We start from the raw sequence: 24,394 nt of genomic DNA, 5'->3' as shown, positions 1-24,394 counted from the left end.
CGAGGGCGTCCAGCAGCAGGGCGAGTACGAGCTCTCGCTCGACGTGGTCGAGGCGCCCGAGGGCTTCGAGCTGCATCTGAAGTACGACCCGGATCTCTTTGACGAGGCAACCGTTCTACGCTGGACGGACCACTACCTGACGCTGCTGGCGGGGCTCGTCGCCGATCCCGAGCGCCCACTCTCTGAGCTGCCGCTGCTCGACGCCGCCGGGCGTGGCTGGCTGCTCGCGGACTGGGGCAGGGGGACGGTCCCGTCAGGAACGCCGGCGCTGCTGCCGGAAGCCTTCGCCCGGCAGGCGGCGGCGACGCCGGAAGCCTCCGCGGTGCGCTTCGGCGAGACCCGCCTGAGCTACGGCGAGCTCGAGGCGCGGAGCGGCGCCCTGGCGGCACGCCTGGCCGGGCTCGGCATCGGTCGCGGCGACGTCGTCGGGCTCTGCCTGGACCGTTCTGAGCTGCTGCTCGTCGGGCTGCTCGGCATCCTGCGCAGCGGTGCCGCCTACCTGCCGCTCGACCCGGGCTTCCCGCCGGCGCGGCTGGAGCTGATGCTCGCGGACAGCGGCACCAGGCTGGTCGTCTGCGACGCCTCTGGCGCGGCCGTGATCGGTGCAGAGGTCGCGAGGCTGCGGCTCGACGAGGCGGCGGCACCGGCCGACGCGGACGCCTTCCGGCCGGGCCCGGCGCTCTGCGGCGAGGACCCGGCCTACCTGATCTACACCTCGGGCAGCACCGGCCGGCCCAAGGGCGTGATGGTGCCGCACCGGGCCCTGGCCGCGTTCCTGGCCGCGATGGCCGAGGCGCCGGGACTCTCGGCCGGCGACCGGCTGCTGGCCGTGACCACGATCAGCTTCGACATCGCCGGCCTGGAGCTCTTCCTGCCGCTGACGGTCGGCGCCGAGGTCGTCGTCTGCCCCGCGGAGACGGCCCGCGACGGCCGGCGCCTGGCGGCCGAGATCGCGCGGCTGCGGCCGACGGCGCTGCAGGCGACGCCGGCCACCTGGACCATGCTGTTCCATGCCGGCTGGCGCAACGCCGAGGGCCTGAAGGTGCTGTGCGGCGGCGAGGCGCTGCCGCCGGCGCTCAAGGCGCGCTTCGACGAGGCCGGCACGGCGGTCTGGAACCTCTTCGGCCCGACCGAGGCGACGATCTGGTCGACCCAGGCGCGCCTGGGGGCCGGCGACCCGGTCACCATCGGCCGGCCGATCGCCGGCACCCGGGCCTACGTGCTCGACGCCGGCCTGTCGCCGCAGCCGGTCGGGGTGGCCGGCGAGCTCTACCTCGCCGGCGCCGGGCTGGCGCGGGGCTATCGCGGCCGGCCGGGACCGACGGCCGCGGCCTTCCTGGCCGATCCCTTCGCCGCCGACCTGGATGGGTCCGAGCCGGGTGGGCGCATGTACAGGACCGGCGACCTGGCCCGCTGGCGCGCCGACGGCAGCCTGGAATACCTGGGCCGGGCCGACCGCCAGCTGAAGCTGCGCGGCTACCGGATCGAGCCGGGCGAGATCGAGGCGCGGCTGGAATCCCATCCGGCGGTGCGCCGGGCCGCGGTGGTGGCGCAGGCGGCCGGGCAGGGCCGGCGCCTCGTCGCCTGGTGCGAGGCGCGCAACGGCGCGCCGCTCGATCCCGAGGCCCTGCGCCGGCATCTCGCGGAGGCGCTGCCGGCCTACATGGTGCCGGAGCTCGTCGCGGGCCTCGAGGCCCTGCCGCTGACCCCGAACGGCAAGCTCGACCGCCGGGCGCTGGCCGAGCGACGGGCGGAGCCGGCGTGTGGCCCCGCGCCCGACCGCGCATCCGCCGCCGCCGACCCGGGGACCGAGGCGTGGGTCGCCGGCCTGTGGCGCGCGCTGCTCGGTCGCGAGGCGGTCGGCCGAGACGAGGGCTTCTTCCGGGCCGGCGGCGATTCGGTCTCGGCGGTGCTGCTCGCCGAGCGGCTCGGCGAGGCCTTCGGGCGGCCGGTCGAGGTCAGCGAGATCTTCCGCCACCCGACGATCGCCGCCCAGGCGGCATATCTCAGTCGCGACCGGCCGGCCGAGACGGCGGCTCCGGCCGCGGCACCGGCGCGGGAGACCGACGACGGCGCCCTGGCCATCGTCGGCATCGCCTGCCGCTTCCCCGGTGCGCCGGACCACCGGGCCTTCTGGCGCCTGCTGCGCGAGGGCCGCGACGCCGGCCGGCGCTTCACGCCCGAGGAGCTGCGCGCCGCCGGCGTGCCGGAGGCGGTCCTCGCCGACCCGCGCTACGTGCCGGTGCGCCACGGCATCGAGGGGCGGGACCTCTTCGACGCCGGCTTCTTCGGCATCTCGCCGCGCAACGCGGCGCAGATGGACCCGCAGTTCCGGCTGCTGCTGGAGAGCGCCTGGGCGGCCATCGAGGACGCCGGCCGCCGGCCCGAGGAGATCCCCGACACCGCCGTCTTCATGGCGACCGGCGCCTCCGCCGCCCGGGCCGGACCCGCGGAGGGCTACGTCGACTGGCTGCTCGGCCAGCCCGGCACCCTCGCGACCACGATCTCCTATCAGCTCGGCCTGACCGGCCCGAGCTACGCCGTGCACGCCAACTGCTCGTCCTCGCTGGTGGCGCTGCACGCGGCGGCCCAGGCGATCCGCTCGGGCGAGGCCCGCCAGGCGCTGGTCGGGGCCTGCACGCTGTTCCCCGAGGGCCCGCCCGGCTACCGCCACGAGCCCGGCCTCAACTTCGCCTCGGACGGCCGCTGCAAGGCCTTCGACGCCGCGGCCGACGGCCTGGTGCCGGGTGAGGGCGTGGCGGTGCTGCTGGTCAAGCGCGCGGCCGACGCCCTGGCCGACGGCGATCCGGTCTACGCGCTGGTCCGCGGCGTGGCGGTGAACAACGACGGCGCCGACAAGGCCGGCTACTACGCGCCCTCGGTGCGCGGCCAGGCCGAGGTGATCGCCCGGGCGCTGGCCGTCAGCGGCGTCGATCCCGCCTCGATCGGCTACGTCGAGGCGCACGGCACCGGCACGGCGCTCGGCGATCCGGTCGAGGTCGCGGCGCTGAGCGAGGCCTGGGGCGGGAGCGCGCCCCGGCAGCGCTGCGCGATCGGCTCGGTCAAGAGCAACCTCGGGCACCTCGACACGGCGGCGGGCCTGGCCGGGCTGATCAAGGCGGCGCTCTGCCTCGGCCAGGGCGAGATCGTGCCGACGCTGCACTACGAACGGCCGAACCCGCGGATCGACTTCGCCGCCAGCCCCTTCCATGTCGCCGAGCGGCTGGAGCCTTGGCCGGCGGGGCCGGGCCCGCGGCGGGCGGCGGTCAGCGCCTTCGGCATCGGCGGCACCAACGCCCACGCGGTGCTGGAGCAGGCGCCGGCCCGGGCCGCTCCGGAACGGGCCGAGCCGGAGCGGCAGCCCGGGCCGCAGCTCGTCGTATTCTCGGCGCGCAGTCCCGAGCGGCTGCGCGCCGCGGCCGGGCGCCTCGCCGCCTTCCTGGCGGAGGAGAGCCCCGACCTCGCCGACCTGGCCTGGACCCTGCAGGCCGGCCGCCGGGCGATGACGCACCGCCTGGCGCTGGTCGTCGAGGAGCGGGAGGTGCTGCGCCGGTGCCTCGCCGGCTTCGCCGAAGGCCGGGAGGAGGGATTCCTCGTCGGGGTCGCCGACGAGGCGCTCGCCGGGGCCGACGGCGAGGGCGCCGCGCTGGAGGACATCGGCCGGCACTGGGTCGAGGGCGGCAGGGTCGACTGGCAGCGGCTGCATGCCCCGGGATCGGTGCGCCGCATCGCCCTGCCGGGCTATCCCTTCGCGCCGGAGCGAATCGCGCCGCCGCAAGGGCGCGCAGCGGCGGCGTCCGCGGCGGTGCTCCATCCGCTGGCTCAGCGCAACAGCTCCGACTTCGCCGAGCAGCGCTTCACCTCGCACCTGACCGGCGAGGAGTTCTTCCTCAGGGACCACGTCATGGCCGGCCGCCGGGTGCTGCCCGGTGTCGTCCACCTGGAGATGGCCCGCGCCGCGCTCGCCGAGACCCTGGGACGCCGGGAGCTCGACGCGGCCTTCTCGGAGGTCGTCTGGATCGCGCCGGTCGAGGCCGACGCGGCCCTGGACCTGCAGGTCGCTCTCGCGCCGGGAGACCGGGACGTCGGCTTCGAGATCTACAGCCTCGATGCCGACGGCGAGCGCCGGCTGTACAGCCAGGGCCGGGTCCGGGCCCGCGAGGGCGACGCGGCGCCGGAACTGGACCTCGAGGCGCTGGCCGCGCTCATGACCGGCGCGCAGGAGCCGGCGGAGGCCTGCTACGCGCGCTTCGCCGCCGGCGGTGCCGGCTACGGTCCGACCCTGCGCAGCGTCGAGCATCTGCGGCTCGGCGAGCGGGAGGCGCTGGCGCGCCTCGTGCTGCCCGCGGGCCTGGACGGCGGCGGGCCGTTGCGCTTGCATCCGAGCCTGCTCGACGGCGCCGTGCAGGCCGCCTTCCTGGCGCTGGACGCGTGGCGCTCCGAGGCCGGCGTCGAGCCGGCGGGGAGCTCGTTGCCCTTCGAGCTGGCCGGCCTGGAGACCTTCGGCCCCTGCGTCTCGCCGCTCTGGGCCTGGGTGCGCCCGGCCGCGGGCTCGGCGCCGGGCGACCGGGTGCAGCGCCTGGACCTGGATCTCTGCGACGGAACGGGCCGCGTCTGCCTCCGCCTGCGCGGCCTCGCCCGGCTCGCCGGGCCGGGCGGGGCGGTGCGGCCGCGCCTGGAGCGGCCGGCCTGGGTCGCCGCTCCGGCGAGCGGCGGCGCGGCCGTCGCCGAGCGGCGCGTGCTCTTCTGCGGCCTCGAGGTGCCGGACGGCGTCGAGGCCGAGCCGCTCGTCGGCGACATCGAGGCGATCGCGGTCGCGGCGCTGGCCCGGCTCCGGGAGCTGGCGCGCGCGCGCCGGGCAGCGCCGCTGCTGGTCCAGTTCGTCGTGCCGGCGCTCGGCGAGGGCGCGTTGCTGACCGCGCTCACGGGTCTCGCCGCGACCGCACGGATCGAGCACCCGACGCTGCCGGTCCAGATCGTCGCCGTCGAGCCGGCGACGTCGGGCGAACGGCTGAAGGCGATCCTGGCCGAGGAGGCTGCGCGGCCCGAGGACTGCCTGATCCGTCGTCTGAACGGCGTCCGCGAAGTCGCTGCACTGGAGTCGATTTCGGCGATCGCCGCGCCGGCCGACCCGGCGTGGCGGGCCGGCGGCGTCTACCTGCTGACCGGCGGACTCGGCCGTCTCGGCCGGATCTTCGCGCGCGAGATTCTGGAGCGGGGCGAGGGCACACGCGTCGTGCTGCTCGGCCGCTCGCCGCTCGACGCGGACAGCACGACCTGGCTGGCGGCGCAGGGCGGACAGGCCGAGTACCGCCAGGTTGACGTCACCGACGCCGACGCCCTGCGGGCCGCCGTCGACGAGACTCTGGCGACCCACGGCAGGCTCGACGGCGTGCTGCACGCCGCCGGCGTGCTCGCCGACAGCCTGCTGGTCAACAAGACCGAGGCGCAGGTCCGCGCGGTCTTGGCGCCGAAGCTGCGCGCCGCGCTGACGCTGGACGAGGCGACGGCCGGGCTCGACCTGGATCTCTTCCTGCTCTTCTCCTCGGTCTCGGCGCTGGGCAGCCTGGGCCAGGCCGACTACGCCCTGGCCAACGCCTTCCTCGATGCCCTGGCGGTGCGGCGCGACAGGCTGGTGGCCGCCGGGGAGCGCCGCGGCCGCAGCCTCTCGATCGCCTGGCCGCTGTGGCGCGACGGCGGCATGCGCCCCGACGCGGCCCTGGAGGCGCGGGCGCCGGAGCTCTCCAGGCAGCAGGGCCTCGCCTGCTTCTACCGCGCGCTCGCGGCCGGCGGGCCGCGGGTGGTGGTTCGGCTGGCGCCGGAGGCGGCGGCGCTGACGGAGACGAAGCCCGCAGCGGCCGCGCCCGAGGCCGACCTGGCCGCCCTGGAAGAGAGCCTGAGGAGCCGGCTGCTCGCTCTCATCACCGAGCTGGTCGGCGTCGCCCCCGAGGGCCTCGATCCGGACGAGGAGTTCGACAGCTTCGGCTTCGATTCGATCAGCCTGACCAACCTCGCCAACCGCCTGAACGCGGCCCTCGGGCTCAGGCTGACCCCGGCGGTCTTCTTCGAGCACGCGACGGTGAACCGCTTCCTCGGCCACCTCCTGGCCGGGCAGCGCGAGAGCCTGCCGGCGCCCGAGACTGCCGCGCCGGTGCGGCCGCAGGCAGTGCCCGCGGCTTCCCGCACGCCGGCGGCCGGCCACTTCCCGACCGCCGCGCCGGCGGCCGGACCGGCGCCGGCGGAGCCCGGCCGGGCGACGCCGGTCGCGGTGATCGGCATGAGCGGCCGCTTCCCGATGGCCGAGGACCTGGAGGCCTTCTGGCGCAACCTCGCCGAGGGCCGCGACTGCATCGGCGAGGTGCCGCCCGACCGCTGGGACTGGCGGGCGATCTGGGGCGACCCCTCCGAGCCCGGCCGCACCGACGTCAAGTGGGGCGGCTTCATCGAGGGCGCCGCCGACTTCGATCCCCAGTTCTTCGGCCTGTCGCCGCGCGAGGCCAGGTGCATGGACCCGCAGCAGCGACTGCTGATGACCTATGCCTGGCTGGCGCTGGAGGACGCCGGCTACGCGCGCCGGGCGCTCGCGGGATCGGACACCGGCCTGTTCGTCGGCATGGGCGCGAGCGACTGGGGCGAGCGCGTGGTGCGCGACGAGGGCGGCGTCGCGGGCCAGACGCTGGTCGGCCTGCTGCCCTCGATGGCGCCGGCACGCATGAGCCACTTCATGGACTGGCACGGGCCGAGCGAGTTCGTCGACACTGCCTGCTCCTCCTCGCTGGTGGCGGTGCACCGGGCGGTCCGGGCGATCGCCGCCGGGGACTGCGCGCTCGCGCTGGCCGGCGGTGTCATGGCGATGCTCTCGCCGACCGCGCATCTGGGCTTCTCGAAGGCCGGCATGCTGAGCCGTGACGGCCATTGCAAGACTTTCTCGGACGCTGCCGACGGCTACGTGCGCGGCGAGGGCGTCGGCATGCTGGTGCTCAAGCGCCTCGACCGCGCCGAGGCCGACGGCGACCGCATCCTCGGGGTGATCCGCGGCTCGGCGGTCAACCACGGCGGCCGGGCCAACAGCCTGACCGCGCCCAACGCCCGGGCCCAGGCCGAGCTGATCAAGACGGCCTGCCGGACCGGCGGCGTCGAGCCGCGCGACATCTCCTACGTCGAGGCGCACGGCACCGGCACGCGGCTCGGCGACCCGGTCGAGGTCAACGCGCTCAAGAGCGCCTTCCGCGAGCTCGGCGCCGCCGGGGATGCGGGAGCGGGAGAGGCCTGGTGCGGCCTCGGGGCGGTCAAGACCAACATCGGCCACCTGGAGACCGCCGCCGGCATCGCCGGCCTGATCAAGGTGCTGCTGCAGCTGCGCCACCGGCGCCTGTTGCCCAGCCTGCACTGCGACCAGGTCAATCCCTACCTGGAGCTCGATGGCGGCCCCTTCTACCTGCTGTGCGAGGGCCGGCCCTGGACGCCGCCGCGCGACGCCGCCGGTCGCCCCAGGCCGCGCCTGGCCGGGGTCAGCTCCTTCGGCTTCGGCGGCGTCAACGCCCACGTCCTGCTCGAGGAGTACGCCGCGCCGGCGCCTGCCGCCGAGGACGACGCACCGGCGATCGTCGTGCTCTCGGCCGCGAGCGAGGCGGCGCTGCAGGCGCGTGCCCGCGACCTGCTGGCCTTCCTTGAGGCGCGCGGCCTCGGCGGCCCGGCCGCTGTCGTCGAAGAGCCTGAACAGGACGCGCTTCTGCAGAGCGCCTGCGCGGTGCTGGCCGAGATCCTCGAGGTCGCGCCCGACGAGGTCGCCGCCGACGAGCCCTTCGAGTGCTACGGCCTCGACGCTCTGGCGCGCAACCGGCTGGCCGGGGCGCTCAGCGAACGGCTCGGCCTCGAGCTGCCGGCGACGGACCTGCTGCGCGCGACTTGCGTTGCGGAGCTGGTCGGCCGGCAGCCCGGTGCGACGCCAGAGGCGAGGGCGGCCGAGGCGAGGGCGGCCGAGGCGGGCGACGCGTCGGTCGCGCTCCAGGACCTCGCCTGGACCCTGCAGGTCGGCCGCGAGCCGATGGAGCAGCGCCTCGCCTGCGTCGTGCGGTCCTTCGCCGAGCTGCGCGAGCGGCTGCAGGCGGCCGTCGACGGCGACGCCGCCGCGGAGGGCCTCTACCGGGGCCGGGCCAAGCCGGGGCGCGGCGCGCTGGCGCTGCTCGCCGCCGACGAGGACATGGCGGCGACCGTCGACGGCTGGATCGCCAAGGGCAAGCACACGCTGATCGCCCGGCTCTGGACCGAAGGGCTGGAGCCGCCCTGGCCGGCGCTGCACGCCGGGCGGCGGCCGCGGCGCGTCGGCCTGCCGCTCTACGCCTTCGACTATCGGCGCTGCTGGATCGATCCAGTGACGGCCGTGCCGGCCGGGGCGCCGACGGAAGACGCGCCGGCGCCGCAGCGGCCCGCGCCGGCCGTCGCGAGCCTGCCGCTGGAGCAGGCCCTGCGGAGCGAGATGACGGCCCTGGTCGCCGACCAGCTCGGCCTGCCGCCCGAGCAGGTGGCGAGCGACGCCAACCTCGCCGATCTGGGCCTCGACTCGCTCGGGATCGGCGAGCTGGCGCGCCGGATGCGGGTCGCCTGGGGCATCTCGGTCTCCCCGGCGGTCTTCTTCAGCCACTCGACGGTCGAGCGGCTGACCGCCCACTTCCTGGCGCGGCATCGCGACGAGCTGCAGGCGCATTTCGCGCCCGGCGCGGACGCCGCCGCGCCGGAGCCGGGTCCCGAGCCTGCGCCGCCGCCGGCAGAGCCGTTCGGCGCGCCGTCCGCCGGCCTGCCAGCATCCGCGACGCAGGAGCCGATCGCCATCCTCGGTCTCAGCGGGCGCTTCCCGCAGGCGCGCGACGCCGATGCGCTCTGGCGGATCCTGGAGCAGGGCCGGGACGCGGTCGGCGAGGTTCCCGTGGAGCGTTTCGACTGGCGCGCCGTCTATGGCGGGCGGGAGCTGCAGCCGGGCCGGAGCGTCAGCAAGTGGGGCGGCTGGGTCCCGGGTGCCGACGAGTTCGATCCGCTGTTCTTCGAGATCGCGCCCAGCGAGGCGACCGCCATGGACCCGCGCCAGCGCCTGCTGCTGCAGGAGTGCTGGAACGCTCTCGAAGACGCCGGCTACGGTCCGGGCCAGCTCGCCGGCGGCCCGGTCGGCGTATTCGTCGGGGTCGAGCAGGGCAACTACCAGCAGGTCGCGCCCGGACTCGGCGTCACCTCCAACCACGACGGCGTCCTGGCGGCGCGCCTGTCCTACTTTCTCGACCTCGACGGGCCGGCGATGGCGATCAACACCGCCTGCTCCTCGGGACTGGTCGCGCTGCACCAGGCCTGCGCCAGCCTGCGCGCCGGCGAGTGCCTGACGGCGATCGCGGCGGCCGCCAACCTGAACCTGAGGCCCGAGCCCTTCGTCGCCATGAGCCAGACCGGCATGCTCTCGCCGACCGGCCGCTGCCGCGCCTTCGCCGAGGATGCCGACGGCATGGTGCCGGGCGAGGCCGTCGCCGCGGTCGTGCTGAAGCCGCTGTCCCGGGCGCTCGCCGACGGCGACCCGATCCGGGCGGTGATCCTGGCCAGCGGCGTCAACCAGGACGGCCACAGCAACGGCATCACCGCGCCCAACGGCGCGGCCCAGACGGCGCTGGTCCGCTCGGTCGCCGAGCGGGCCGGCATCCCGCCCCGCGCGATCGAGCATGTCGTGAGCCACGGCACCGGCACGCCGCTCGGCGATCCGGTCGAGGTCACGGCGCTCGCCGAGGCCTTCGGCGAGGCCCCGGACGGGCCGTGGTGCGCGCTGACCTCGACCAAGAGCAGCGTCGGCCACTGCTTCGCCGCCTCGGGCCTGGTCAGCCTGATCGGGCTGGTCGAAGGCCTGGAGCACGAGGCGATTCCGCCGAGCCTGCATTGCGAGCGTCCGAGCGGGCACGTCGCCTGGGACGCCAGCCCCTTCTACCTCAACCGGACGCGGCGTGCCTGGCCGCGCCGCGCCGGGCGCCCGCGCATCGGCGCCGTCAGCGCCTTCGGCATCAGCGGCACCAACGCCCATGTGCTGGTCCGGGACTGGGCGCCCGAGCCCGCGCCGGCGGTGCCGGCTGCGCCTTGGCACCTGATCGTCGTCTCGGCCAAGACTGAGGAGGCGCTGGCCGAGCGGATCCGAGGCCTCTGCGCGGTCCTGGGCGAGGGGCGGGTGGATCTGGCGACGGCGAGCGTCACTCTGCTCGGCGGCCGCCACCATTTCACCTATCGCCGGGCGGTTGTCGCCGGGAACCCGGCCGAGGCCGCCGCGGCCCTGGCCGCGGCGCCCACCGCGAAGGCACCGCGCCGGCCGACGGCCGATCCCGAGGTCGAGCGGCGGATCGAGACGCTGCTGGCCGCGGCCGCGGGGGCGGAGGGGTCGCGCCGGGCGGCACTGGAGGGGCTGGCGGCGCTCTACCTCGAAGGCCGCGAGCTGCCCTGGCGGCGGCTGTTCGGCACGGACGCGCCGCGCCGCGTCCGGCTGCCCGGCTACCCCTTCGCCCGCGAGCGCTACTGGCCGAAGCCCACGCCGGCGTCTGCGGCCGACGAGTCCGCCCCGGAGACGCCGCCGATCGAGACCGCCCCGATCGAGACCGCCCCGATCGAGGTCGCCCCGATCGAGGTCGCCGTGCCGGCCTCGAACCCGCTGCTCGCCGGCCTGACGGAAGTGCCGCCGCCGGAGGGGGCCGTCTGGGCCGCCCGCCTGCGCTTCACGGGCGGCGAGTTCTTCCTGGCCGACCACCGGGTCGCCGGCCAGCCTCTGCTGCCCGGCGTCGCCTACCTGGAGATCGCCCGGGCGGCCGCGGCGCTGTCGGGCCGGCTCGGCGACGACCCGGACGCCCTGCGCGTCGAGCAGGTCACCTGGCTGGTGCCGCTGGTCGTCGGCGAGGCCGGCGTCGAGGTGCGGATCGCGCTCTTCGAGGAGCGCGGCGGCGCGCTGCGCTACGAGCTCTCGACGGTCGAGGGCGGAGAGGTCCGGCTGCACGGCCAGGGCCAGGTGCGCGCCGCCACGGCGGCGCCGCCGCCGGCACTCGATGTTCCGGCGCTGGAAGCGCGCGTGACGCGGACACGCTTCGAGCGCGCGTGGTGCTATGCGATGTTCCGCGAAAACGACCTCGACTACGGGCCCAGCTTCCGCGGCCTCGATGAGGTCCGTGCCGGACCGGACGAGGTCCTGGCCCGGCTGCGGCTGCCGGCCGTGGCACCGCCACGCTCGGACGCCCTCCGGCTGCACCCGAGCCTGCTCGACAGCGCCCTGCAGGCGACCTTCGCCCTGCCGGCCGGGGAAGGCGAGGGCGCGCTGCGCCTGCCTTTCGCGCTCGACGCCGTCGAGTGGCTCCGCCCGTTGCCCGAAGACCCGATCGTCTGGGTCCGGCGGGTCGGCGACAGCGGACGGACGCAGACGCTGGATCTCGAGCTCTGCGACGCCGAGGGCCGTGCCTGCGTGCGGATGCTCGGCTTCATGTCGCGCGTGGCCCGGCGCCTGCCGCCCCGACCGCTGTCGGTGACGGCGGCGGCACGGACCGCCGAGCCGGGCGGGCTGCCCGCGGGCCTGGCGCTGCTCGCCCCGGTCTGGGAGCCGGTGAGCCCGGTGCTCGACGCCGCGCCCGCCCCCGGCGAGCGGGTCCTGGTGCTGGGCGGCAGCGCGGCGCAGCGGGCGGCGCTGCGCGCCCTGGTCCCGGACCCGGTCGAGACAGCGCCGGGGGCCGCCTCCGAGGCGGATTTCCGACGGCTGCTGGCAGAGCAGGGACCGCTCGACCGCCTGGTCTGGCTGGCGCCGGCGGAGCCCGCCGGCGGGCCGGCGGACGAGGCGCTGCTGGCGGCCCAGGAGCGCGGCACGCTGCAGCTGTTCCGGCTGGTCAAGGCGCTGATCGCCGAGGGCTTCGACGCGCGGCCGCTGGCGCTGACCCTGGTGACCGCGGGCACCCAGGCGGTGCGCCCGGACCAGCCGGTCGCGCCGGCGCACGCCGGCGTGCACGGCCTCGCCGGCGCGCTGGCCAAGGAGCAGCCCGGCTGGACGGTCCGGCTGGTCGACCTGCCGGCCTCGGGAGAGGGCCCGATCGACGAGGCGCTGCGCCTGCCGGCCGACGGCCCCGAGAGAGCCGGCGCGACCTGGGCCTGGCGGGATGGCGAGTGGCTGCGCCAGGCCCTGCTGCCGCTCGCCGGGGAGCCCGCCCTGTCCCCGCTGCCGTACCGCCAGGGCGGCGTCTATCTCGTGGTCGGCGGCGCCGGAGGGCTCGGCGAGGCCTGGAGCCGCCATCTCGTCGAGCGCTACGGCGCTCAGCTCGTCTGGATCGGCCGGCGTGCCCCCGACGAGGCGCTGCGTGCCCGGCTGGAAGCGGTCGCCGGCCGCGGGCCGGTGCCGCTCTATCTGCAGGCCGACGCCGCCGACCGCCGGGCGCTGGCGGCGGCGCGCGACGAGGCCCTGCGCCGCTTCGGGCGGATCGACGGCGTCGTCCACTCGGCCCTGGTGCTGCGCGACCAGTCGCTCGCGCGCATGGGCGAGGCGGACTTCCGCGCGGCCTACGCGGCGAAGCTCGACGTCAGCCTGCGCCTCGCCCAGCTGTTCGCCGGCCTGGATCTCGACTTCCTGCTGTTCTTCTCCTCCGTGAACAGCACGACCCGCGCGGCCGGCCAGGCGAACTACGTGGCCGGCTGCTGCTTCGAGGACGCCTTCGCGGCGGCGCTGGCGCACGGCGGCGGCTTCGCCCCTGGCGCGGTCAAGGTCGTCAACTGGGGCTACTGGGGCAGCATCGGCGTCGTCGCCGAGGATCGCTACCGGCAGCGCATGGAGCGCGCCGGCATCGGCTCGATCGAGCCCGCCGAAGGCATGGCCGCGCTCGAACGCCTGCTCGCCGGGCCGGACCGCCAGCTCGCGGTCTACAAGACGCTGGTGCCCAAGCGCATCGCCGGCCTGCTGGCCGACCAGCGGCGGCGCCGGGTCGGCGAGCCGGCGCCCGCCGTGCTGGAGCGGCTGCGCGAGCGGCTGCCCGACGGCCGCTTCGCCCCCGCGGTCGCCGAGGCGCGCGCGGCGCTGCCGCCGGCCGAGCTCGGCCGGCTGACGGCAGAGCGGCTGCACGCGATCCTCGACGCCTTCGAGGGGCCGCTGCTTCCGAAGTACAAGCGCTGGCTCGCCGCCAGCCGGGCTCTGCTCGCCGCCGGCCACGGGCCGGAGCGGCCGGGCCGCGACCCCGGCGCGCTGCGGGCCGACTGGACGGCGGCGCGGCCGGCCTGGCAGGCCGTTCCGCACCTCGCCGGCCGGGTCCGTCTGCTCGAGGCCTGCCTGGAGGCGCTGCCGGCCGTGCTGTCCGGGCGGGTCCCGGCGACCGAGGTGCTGTTCCCGGGCTCCTCGCTGTCCCTGGTCGAGGCGATCTACGGCGCCAATCCGATCGCCGACCTCTACAACGGCATCCTGGTCGAGGCTGCCGTGGCGGCGATCGAGGAGCGCCGGGCGCGCGAGCCGGGCCGGGCGCTGCGCATCCTGGAGATCGGCGCCGGCACCGGAGGCACCTCGGCGCCGCTGCTGGCCCGCCTCGACGTGCTGCCCGGCGCGGTCGAGGAGTACTGCTACACCGACCTTTCGCCGGCTTTCCTGCTGCACGCGCGCAAGCGCTACGCGCCGGGGCGTCCCTGGCTGGTCACCAGGCGCTTCGACGTCGAGACGCCGCCGGCCGGGCAGGGGATCGAAGAGGGCGCCTACGACCTGGTCGTGGCGGCCAACGTGCTCCACGCCACCCGCGACCTCCGCCGCACGCTGCGCAACGCCAAGGCGACGCTGCGACCGGGCGGCCTGCTGCTGCTCAACGAGCTGTCGACGACCGCGCTCTTCTCCCACGTGACCTTCGGGCTGCTCGACGGCTGGTGGCTCTACGACGATGCGGCGCTGCGCCTACCGGGCAGCCCTGCCCTGTCGCCGGAGGGCTGGACGAGGCTGCTGCGCCTGGAGGGCTTCGCCGGGCCCTGGCTGCCGGCGGCCGAGGCCGTCGACATCGGCCAGCAGATCCTGGTCGCCGAGAGCGACGGCCTGGTCCGCCAGCCGGTGGCGGCGCCGGAGCCGGTCGGCGGGGCCCGGGCGGCGGCCGGCGGACCTTTGCCGGTGCCGGAGCCGGTGGCCGGGCCCCCGCAGCCCGACCCTGCTCGGCTGCGCGGCCTGCTGCGCGATGCCGTGGCCGAGGCGCTGCAGCTCGACCCGGCGCGCCTGGAGAACGACCGCAGCTTCGCCGAGTACGGCGTCGACTCGATCGTCGCGGTGAAGCTGGTCGGCGAGATCAACCGCCGGCTCGAGCTGAGCCTGCCGTCGACCCTGCTGTTCGACTACCCGACGCTCGACGAGCTGGCGAGCCATCTCGCCACGGTGCAGGCCCGGGCACCGGCGGCCCCGGCGGCCGATGCCGGCGACGGCTCCGGCGTGTCGGCCGCCTCGCGGGCCGCACCCGCGGCGGCGGTGCCGGCGGCGGCCTTCGCGCCGACGCGGCGGTCGAGCGCCGACACGCGCGACGAGCCGATCGCCGTGGTCGGCATGGCCGGCCGCTTCGCCCGGTCGCCGGACCTCGACGCCTTCTGGCGGCACCTCGCCGCCGGCGACGACCTTGTCGGTCCGGCGACCCGCTGGGACTCGGACCCCGCGGCCGAGGGGCGCTGCGGTCACGGCGGTTTCCTGGAGCGCGTCGACGGATTCGACGCCCGCTTCTTCCGGTATTCCGGCCTCGAGGCCGCCTACATCGATCCGCAGCAGCGGCTGTTCCTGGAGGAGGCCTGGCACGCCCTTGAGGACGCCGGCTATGCCGGGGAGGCCATGCGCGGCCGGCTCTGCGGCGTCTGGGTCGGTTGCGGCAGCGGCGACTACTCGCGGCTGTACCGGGGTGCGGTGCCGCCGCATGCCAGCTGGGGGAGCGCCGCCTCGATGATCCCCGCCCGCATCACCTACCACCTCGACCTGCAGGGCCCGGCGATCGCGGTCGACACCGCCTGCTCCGCCTCGCTGGTCGCGCTGCACCAGGCCTGCCAGGCCCTGCAGGGCGACGAGGTCGAGATGGCGCTGGCCGGGGGCGTGTTCGTGCGGGCGACGCCGGACTTCCAGGTCTCCGCGACCTCGGCCGGCATGCTCTCGCCGAGCGGCCGCTGCCGCACCTTCGACGCGGCCGCCGACGGCTTCGTGCCGGGCGAGGGCGTCGGCGTCGTGGTCCTGAAGCGCCTGTCCGACGCGCTGGCCGACGGCGACGCGATCCGCGGCGTGATCCGCGGCAGCGGCACCAACCAGGACGGCCACACCAACGGCATCACGGCGCCGAGCGCGCGCTCCCAGGAGCGGCTGGAGCGCCGGGTCTACGAGCGCTTCGGCATCGATCCCGGGAGCCTGCAGCTGGTCGAGGCGCACGGCACCGGCACCAGGCTCGGCGATCCGATCGAGGTCAGGGCGCTGACCGCGGCCTTCCGCGCCTTCACCGAGCGGCGCGGCTTCTGCGCCCTGGGCTCGGTCAAGACCAACATCGGCCACCTGACGACGGCCGCCGGCATCGCCGGCGTGCTCAAGGTGCTGCTCGCCCTGGAGCGGCGGCAGATCCCGCCGAGCCTCAACTTCGAGACGCCGAACCCGGCGATCGACTTCGAGGACAGCCCCTTCTACGTCAGCACCCGGCTCGCCGACTGGCCGGCGCCGGCCGGCAGCCCGCGGCGCGCCGCCGTCAGCTCCTTCGGCCTCAGCGGCACCAACGCCCACGTCGTGATCGAGGAGGCGCCGGCCCAGGCGGTGGCCTCGCCGGCCCGACCGGCCCATCTGGTGGTGCTGTCGGCCCGCAACGCCGTGCAGCTCCGCGTGCAGGCCCGCAACCTGGCGGCGCACTGCCGGGCGCGGCCGGCCGAGGATCTGGGCCATGTCGCCTTCACCCTGCTGGTCGGCCGCCAGCACTGCGACTACCGCCTGGCCTGTGTGGCACACTCGACCGCGGGGCTGGCCGAGGCCCTGGAGCGCTGGCTGAAGGGCGAGACGGCGGCGGGCCTGCGCGCCGCCGAGCTCGGGGAGGGCGCGCTCGGCGAGACGGCGGCGGCGCGCCGCCGCGGTGACGCGGCCATCGAGACCTGGCGGGCGCGGGGGGCGGGCGCCGCCGTGGACACGGGAGCGCTCGAGACCCTCGCCGAGCTCTACCTCGAGGGCTGCCGTCTCGACTACGCGCGCCTGTTCGGCCCCGGCTTCCGCCGCGTGCCGCTGCCGACCTACCCCTTCTCCGGCGAGCGCCATTGGGTCGGCGAGGAGCCGCCGGCCGCGGCCGTCGCCGCCGCGATGCCGCCGGTCCCGGCGGCCCCGGCAGAGCCGCTTCGGGTGCGCGCCGTCGAGGCGGTCAAGGGGCTGGTCGCCGAGACGTTGTGCATGGCGCCCGAGGAGATCCGGGCCGGCGCGCCGCTCGATAGCTACGGCATCGACTCGCTGCTGGCGGTGCGGCTCGCCGAGGCGCTGCGCCGGCATTTCCCCGCGGTCGGCAACACCCTGCTGTTCGAGGTGCAGTCGATCGGTGCGATCGCCGACTGGCTGATCGCGCACGATCGCGCGGCGCTGGAGGCCCACCTCGGCCTCTCGGCGCCGACCGTGCCGCCGGCGCGGCCGGCGGCGCCGGCCGTCGGCCTCTCCCGGCCGTCGTCGGGCGCCGCGACGGTGGAGCTCGCGGTGGTCGGGCTGAGCGGCCGCTACCCGAAGGCCCCGGACCTGGAAGCCTTCTGGGAGAACCTGCGGAGCGGGCGCGACTGCATCTCGGAGGTTCCCGCCGAGCGCTGGGACTGGCGGCCGAGCTTCGATCCGGAGCGCAGCAAGGCCAACCGCACCTACAGCCGCTGGGGCGGATTCCTGGACGGCTTCGACCGCTTCGACCCGCGCTTCTTCCGGATCTCCCCGGCCGAGGCCGAGTTCATGGACCCCCAGGAGCGGCTGACCCTGGAGGTCGCCTGGGCGGCGATCGAGGATGCCGGCCATACGCCGGAAACGCTCGCCGGCGGGGAGGGCGGCCGGGTCGGCGTCTTCGTCGGCGTGACGAACAGCACCTATCACCCCTATTCCAACCACTGGTCCTTCGCCAACCGGATCTCCTACCTCTTCGACTTCGACGGGCCGAGCCTAGCCGTCGACACGGCCTGCGCCTCGTCTCTCACCGCGCTCAACCTGGCCATGGAGAGCCTGCGCGACGGCGGCTGCGAGGCCGCCCTGGTCTGCGGCGTCAACCTGGTCCTGCATCCGCGGCATTTCACGGTCCGGGCCTCGGCCGGCATGCTGTCCAGCGGCCCGACGTCCCGCGTCTTCGGCGAGGGGGCCGACGGCTTCGTGGTCGGCGAAGGGGTCGGCGCCCTGATCGTCAAGCCGCTCGAGCGCGCCCTGGCCGACGGCGATCGTGTCCTGGCCCTGCTGAAGGGCTGCGAGGCGGGTGCCGACGGCCGGAACAAGGGCTACACGGTGCCCAACCCCCTGGCCCAGGGCCGGCTCATCGCCCGGACCCTGGCGCGGGCCGGCGTCGCGCCGGAGAGCATCGACTACGTCGAGGCGCACGGCACCGGGACCGCGCTCGGCGATCCCATCGAGGTCCGCGGCCTGTCCCGGGCCTTCGCCGGCGTCGAGCGCCCGATCGCCCTCGGCTCGGTGAAGTCGAACATCGGCCATACCGAGAGCGCCGCCGGCATGGCCGGCCTCACCAAGGTGCTGCTGCAGCTGCGCCACCGGCAGCTCGTGCCGACGATCAACTGCGACCCGCCGAATCCGAAGATCGACTTCGCCGGCACGCCCTTCGTCCTGCAGCGACGGCTCGCGCCCTGGCCGAGCCCGGGGCAGGGGCCGCGGCGCGCCGGCGTCTCCTCCTTCGGCGCCGGCGGCGCCAACGCCCATGCGATCGTCGAGGAGTATCTGGCGCCGGAGGCGCCGCCGACCTCGGCCGCCCTGCCGCCCGGGCAGCCGGCGCTGATCGTGCTCTCGGCCGCGAGCGCCGATCGGCTGCAAGTGATGGCCCGCCGTCTGGCCACCTTCCTCGACGGACCGGAGGGCCGGGAGCTCGACCTCCAGGACGTCGCCTTCACCCTGCAGGTCGGCCGCCGGGCCCTGGCCGAGCGCCTGGCCTTCGTGGCCGGCTCGCTCGCCGAGGCGCGGGCCCGGCTCGCCGCCTTCGCCGAGGCCGGCGAGGCCCCGGGCTGCCGTCGCGGCTCGCTGCCCAGCGGCCTCGACGAGGAGGCGGAGAGTGACGACACGGTGCGCGGCTGGATCGGGCGCGGCGAGCTCGACCGGCTGCTGGCCTCCTGGGTCGACGGCCGCGTGGTCGACTGGCGGCTGCTCTACGGGGCGGTGCGGCCGCGCCGGGTCGGCCTGCCGACCTATCCCTTCGCCGGCGACCGCTACTGGCTGCCCGAGACGGCGCGCTACGGCAGCCTGCTGCCGGAGACGCAGGCGCAGAGCGGACCGTTGCAGGCCCGACCGTCGCAGAACGGGCTGCTGCTCTGCCGGCCCGAGTGGCGGGACGCCCCGGCGCGGCCGGCGCCGGGCGCGTCACCGGCCGTGCGCGTCGTCCTGCTCGACCTGCCGCCGGCGCTGGCCGAACAGGTCGGCGGCACCACGCTGAACGCCTCCGAGCGCGACCCCGCCGCCCTGTGCTGCGCGCTCTACGAGCAGCTCTTCGGGCTGGTGAAGGCGGTCCTCCAGGACGCCTCGGCACCGCCGCTGCTGCTCCAGGTCGTCGTGCCGGGCTCCGCCGAGGGGGCGCTGCTCGCCGGCGTCTCCGGCCTGCTGCGCAGCGCCGCGCAGGAGAGCCGCAGGCTGGCCGGCCAGGTGATCGCGCTGGAGGGCGACGAGACGGCCGACACGCTGAAGCGGCGGCTGGCCGAGAACCACGCGGCCTGGCAGGACGCCGAGGTGCGCTACCGCGCCGGCCGGCGCCAGGTCCGTGCCCTGGCCGAGATCGAGGCCGCAGGACCGGTGCCGCCGGCGCCCTGGAAGGACGGCGGCATCTACCTGCTGACCGGCGGCGCCGGGGCGATCGGCCTGCTGTTCGCCGAGGAGATCGTCCGCAGGACGACCCGGGCCACCCTGATCCTGACCGGGCGCTCGGCGCTGTCGGAAGAGCGGCGCGCGCGCCTGGCACGGCTCGAAGCCGCCGGCGCCACCGTCGTCTACGAGCGCCTGGACGTCGCCGAGGCGGGCCAGGTCGAGGCCCTGGTCGCGGGCCTCCGCGCGCGCCACGGCCGGCTCGACGGCGTGCTGCACTTCGCCGGCGTGCTGCGCGACAGCTATGCCGTCAAGAAGAGCCCCGAGGACTTCCGGGCGGTGCTGGCGCCGAAGGTCCGCGGCACGGTCAACCTCGACCGCGCCATCCGCGGCCTCGACGTCGGGCTGTTCCTGCTCGCCTCCTCGGTGGCCGGCAGCTTCGGCAACGGCGGGCAGGCCGACTACGCCGCCGCCAACGCCTTCCTCGACGCCTACGCGGCCGGGCGCGGCGCGGGCACGCTCTCGGTCGGCTGGCCGCTCTGGGCCGCCGAGGGCGGTATGGCCGTGGACGAGGCCAGCGCGGAGCGCATGCTGGCCACCAGCGGCATCCTGCCGCTGCAGGCCGGGCAGGCCTTCGAGGCGCTCTACCGGGCGCTCGCGGCCGGCGGACCCCAGGTCGTCATGCTGTCGGGAGACCGCACGCGCCTGCGCGAGGCGCTGTTCGGTCCGGCGCCGGCCGAGGTCGAGGCGCCGGTGCCGCCGGCGGAGGCCGCGCCCGGCCCCTCCCGCGCAGCAGCGGGTTCCCTGTTCGACTCCGTTCTGCGCACGGTCGCCGAGCTGCTCAAGGTCGGGCCCGAGGAGATCGGCCCCGAGGACGACCTGGCCGACCACGGCCTCGATTCGATCGGCATCACGCGCCTGACCAACCTGCTCAACAAGGCGCACGGGCCGGTGCTGCGGCCGTCTGACTTCCTCGACCGGGTCACGGTCGCGGGCATCGTGGGCTTCCTGGAGCAGGCCCTGGGCACGGCCGCCCCGGAGGCGACGCCGGCACCGGCCGAGGCGGCGGTCTCGGTGCCTGTGGCGGCCGGCGCGGCCGGACCCGCCGCGCCGGCGAGCGCGCTGCGCGCTTCGGTCCGGCGCACGGTCGCGGAGCTGCTCAAGCTCCGGCCCGAGGAGATCGGTCCCGAGGACGACCTCGCCGATCACGGCCTCGATTCGATCGGCATCACGCGCCTGACCAACCTGCTCAACAAGGAGCATGGGCCGGTGCTGCGGCCGTCGGACTTCCTCGACCGGGTCACGACTGCCGGGATAGCCGACTTTCTGGCCCGGGCTCTCGGTACGGCCGAGCCGGCGGAGGCGCCAACGCCGGTCGAGCCAGGCCCCGCGCTCCAGCCGGAGCGGCTGCCGCTGTCCGAAGGCCAGCAGGGCCTGTGGCTGCTGCAGCTCGCCGACCCGGATTCGGGCGCCTACAACATACCGGTCGCCTTCCTGACCGAGCCCGGCTTCGACGAGGCCGCGTTCAGGGCCGCCTGTCAGGCGGTCTGGGGGCACTGCGACATGCTGCGCAGCGTGGTCCGCAGCGAGGCCGGCAGCTGGTACAGCGAGACCGCGCCCGCCGGCGAGCTGCCGATCTACCGGCAGGATCTCTCCCATCTCGCGGACGCCGAGATCGGGCCGCATCTGCTGGCTGTGGCCAAGATGCCCTTCCAGCTCGACGGGCCGCTGGTGCGGCTGCACCTCTTCCCGCGCGCCGGCAGCCCGACCGCCGTCATGGTCACCATGCACCACCTGATCTGCGACGCCGTGTCGGGGGTTCTGGTGACGCACTGGCTGTACGAGGCCTACCAGGCGCTGCGCCGCGGCGAGGCGCCGTCGCTGCCACGCCCCGCGGCCAGCTTCGCCGACTTCGTCGCCTGGGAGCAGGCGATGATGGCGAGCCCGGAGGCCGGCGCGCATCGGGACTACTGGCGGCAGCATCTCGGCGGCGAGCTGCCGCGCGCGGCGCTGCCCTACGACCACCCACGGCCGGCGCGCGGCCCGGCCGGCGGCCGCACGCTGCATCTCTGCCTGACGCCTTTGGTCGCCCGGCCCCTGCGCCGCTTCGCGCGTGAGCTCGGCGTCGCCGCGCCGACGCTGTTCCTGACGGTTCTGAACATGCTGCTCGCCCGGCTCGGCGGACAGGAGGAGGTCATCGTCGGCATGCCGACGATGAACCGCCCCGAGCCGCGCTTCGAGTTGCTGATCGGCTATTTCGTCAACGTCCTCGCCCTGCGCAGCCGGGTCGCGCCGGAGCAGTCATTCGCGGAGCTGGCGCGCGCGGTCAGGGCGACCATGATGCACGGTCTCGATCACGCCGCCTATCCGCTGCCGGCGGTCGTGCGCGCACTGCCGGCCCGGCACGGCGGAGGCGCCCCGATCTTCGAGGTCAGCTACGTCTACCAGGCCTCCACCGGCCAGGAGAGCAATGCCACCTGGACGGTGATCGACGAGGTCTGCCAGGAGGGGGACAGCGACTTCGGCCTGGAGGTGTACGAGGTCGGCGAGAGCTTCAAGCTGCGCTTCAGCTACAGTGCCGACCTGTTCGAGGTGGAGACGATCGAGCGCCTCGCCGGGCAGTACCTGGCGTTGTTCTGCGAGGCGCTGGAGGCGCCCGGGCGGCCGATCGCCGAGCTCTGCCGCCAGGGCGTGCCCGAGCCGCTGCCGCCGGCCTGGCCGCGCACGGACGAGGCCGAGGCGGCACCGGTGACCGCGGCCTTCGACGCCCGCGTCGAGGCGACTCCCGACGCGCCGGCCCTGCTCGATGCCGAGGAGCCCGAGCGCGTCGTCAGCTACCGGCAGCTGGCCAACCGCGCCGACGCGCTGGCCGCGCGCCTGGCCGACGCCGGCGTCGGGCCCGGCGACCGGGTCGGGCTGTTCGTGACCCGCTCGCCGGACATGATCGTCGGGCTGCTCGGCATCCTGAAGGCCGGCGCCGTCTACCTGCCGCTCGATCCCGAGCATCCGGCCAACCGCATCGCCTTCCAGCTGGCCGACAGCGGCACCCGCGCCCTCGTCGTCGAGCCGGCGACGGCCGAGCGCCTGCCGGCCGAGGCGCGCGACTCGCTGGTCCTGGTCGAGCTGTCGGCGCTGCCGGCGCGGCCGCGCCGCTCCCGGCGCAAGCCGGTCGCCGTGCGCCCGGGGGATCCCGCCTACCTGGTCTACACCTCGGGCTCGACGGGGCGGCCGAAGGGCGTGCAGGTCGGCCATCGGGCGCTCGCCGAGCACTGCCGCCTGATCGCCGAGTACTACGGCCTGACGCCCGACGACCGGATCCTGCAGTTCGCCGCCCTCAGCGTCGACACCAGCCTGGAGCAGATCCTGCCGGGGCTGCTGGCCGGCGCCTGCCTGGTCGTGCGCGGCAGCCGGCTCTGGACGGTCGGCGAGTTCGATCGCGTCGTCGCCGCTGCCGGGGTCACCGTCGCCGACCTGCCGCCGAGCTACCTGCGCGAGGTGCTGCGCGCCTGGGAGCACGCCGGCTTCCGCCTGCACGAGCGGCTGCGCCTGGTCGTCGTCGGCGGCGAGGCGCTGCTGCCCGACACCCTGCGCCGCTACCGGGAGAGCCCGCTGGCCGGGACCCGGCTGGTCAACGCCTACGGGCCGACCGAGGCGACGATCACCAGCCTCGTCTGCGACCTGACGGCAGAGCCCTGGTCGCCCGGCGACACGGCGAACGTGCCGATCGGCCGGCCGCTGCCCGGCACGGCGGCCTACGTCCTGGACCGCCACGGCCAGGCCGTGCCCGAGGGCGTGGTCGGCGAGCTCTGGCTCGGCGGCGCCCGGCTCGCCGAGGGCTATCTCAACCGCGCCGAGCTGACCGCGGCGCGCTTCGCGCCGGCCCCCTTCGCCGCGCAGACGGGCGATGCGTCGCGGCTCTACGCGACCGGCGACGCGGTGCGCGTCCTGCCCGATCGCGGCGGGCTCGTCGAGTTCGTCGGGCGGCACGACCACCAGGTCAAGATCCGCGGCTTCCGGGTCGAGCTCGGCGAGATCGAGGCGCGCCTCGGCGCGCTCGTCGGCGTCGCCCAGGCGGCCGTGCTGGCGCTCGAGGACGACGACGGCGAGCTCCGGCTGGTCGGCTTCTTCGTCCCCGGCGAGGGCGCGGCCTCCGAGGAGGCGCTGCTCGCCCAGCTGCGCGCCCTGCTGCCGGCGCCGATGGTGCCCGCGGAGCTGCGGCGCCTCGAGGCCATGCCGCTGACCGCCGGCGGCAAGATCGACCGCACGGCGCTCGGCCTGATGGCGCCGGCCGTCGCGCCGGAGCGGGTGGCGGCGGCGCTGCCCGACTCGCAGCTCGAAGCGCGCCTGGCCGAGCTGTGGCGCGAGGTCCTGACCGTGCCGTCGGTCGGCCCGACCGATGACTTCTTCGCCCTCGGCGGCCATTCGATCCTGGCGGTGCGGCTGATGGCGCGCATCGAGGCCGCCTTCGGGCGCAGCCTGCCGCTGGCGGCGCTGCTGCTGCGCCCGACCCTGCGTGCCCAGGCCGAGCTGCTGGCCCGGCCCTTGCCGGAGACGGCGGCCCTGCTGGTCGAGCTGGGCGGCGCGGCGGCGGGTGGTGAGGAGAAAGGCGGAGGCGAGAAGGGCGGGCAGGCGCCGCTGTTCTGCTTCCACGCGGTCGGCGGCAGCGTGCTGCCCTACCGGGCCCTGGTCCGGGACCTGCCGGGCGACCTGGCGGTCTGCGGCCTGCAGTCGCCCGGCCTGACCGGCGAGGAGGTGCCGGAGACGCTGGAAGCGCTGGCCGGCCTGCAGGTGACGGCGCTGCGCGCGCGCCAGCCGCACGGGCCCTACCGCCTGGCCGGCTGGTCGTTCGGCGGCGTGCTCGCCTACGAGGTCGCCCAGCAGCTGACCCGGGCCGGCGAGCGGGTCGCGCTGCTCGCCCTGATCGACAGCTACACGCCGGCGGCGGTACGGGCGCTGGAGCAGCGGCTCGACGACGGCCGGGTCACCGATCCGGAAGCGAAGCTGGTGCTCGACTTCGCCCGCGAGGTGCTGGGCGCCGACCACGAGCTGATCGTCGAGCTGGAACGGGCGGCGCGCCGGGCGCCGGCCGCCGCCCTGCTGGCGCGGCTCGGGGCGGCCGGGCCCGAGGCGGGCTCGACGGCGCTGGCCGAGCTGTTCCCGCTGTTCAGGGCGCACGTCCTGGCGATGGACGCCTACCAGCCCAGGCCCTACGCCGGCGGCCCGGTGGTCCTGGTCAGTGCCGACCACGCCTTCGGCAAGGGCCTGGACAGCGCCCCGGACCACGGCTGGAACTGCCTGGTGCCGGTCGGCCGCCTGGTCCGCCATTCGCTCACCACGGCGAGCCACTACACGATCCTGCAGGAGCCGAACGTCTCGGAGCTGGCGGCGCTGCTGGGCCGGGAGCTGGGGGCGGGGAGCTGA

The 24,394-nt window shown here is 76.0% G+C and carries 1 protein-coding gene (running past one end of the window); it reads left to right on the top strand.

Annotation, left to right across the window (positions count from 1 at the left end; genetic code table 11):
* Positions 1–24,394, top strand: the 3' portion of a protein-coding gene (locus tag B9O00_RS32705) for a non-ribosomal peptide synthetase (protein ID WP_089229793.1). It extends 1,268 nt beyond the left edge of the window; 24,394 of the gene's 25,662 nt are visible here — the last part of the coding sequence; its start codon lies beyond the left edge, outside the window; the stop codon is at positions 24,392–24,394.

The sequence above is a fragment of the Tistlia consotensis USBA 355 genome (assembly GCF_900177295.1).
GTDB lineage: Bacteria > Pseudomonadota > Alphaproteobacteria > Kiloniellales > DSM-21159 > Tistlia > Tistlia consotensis.
This window is presented reverse-complemented; position numbering and strand designations above follow the sequence as displayed.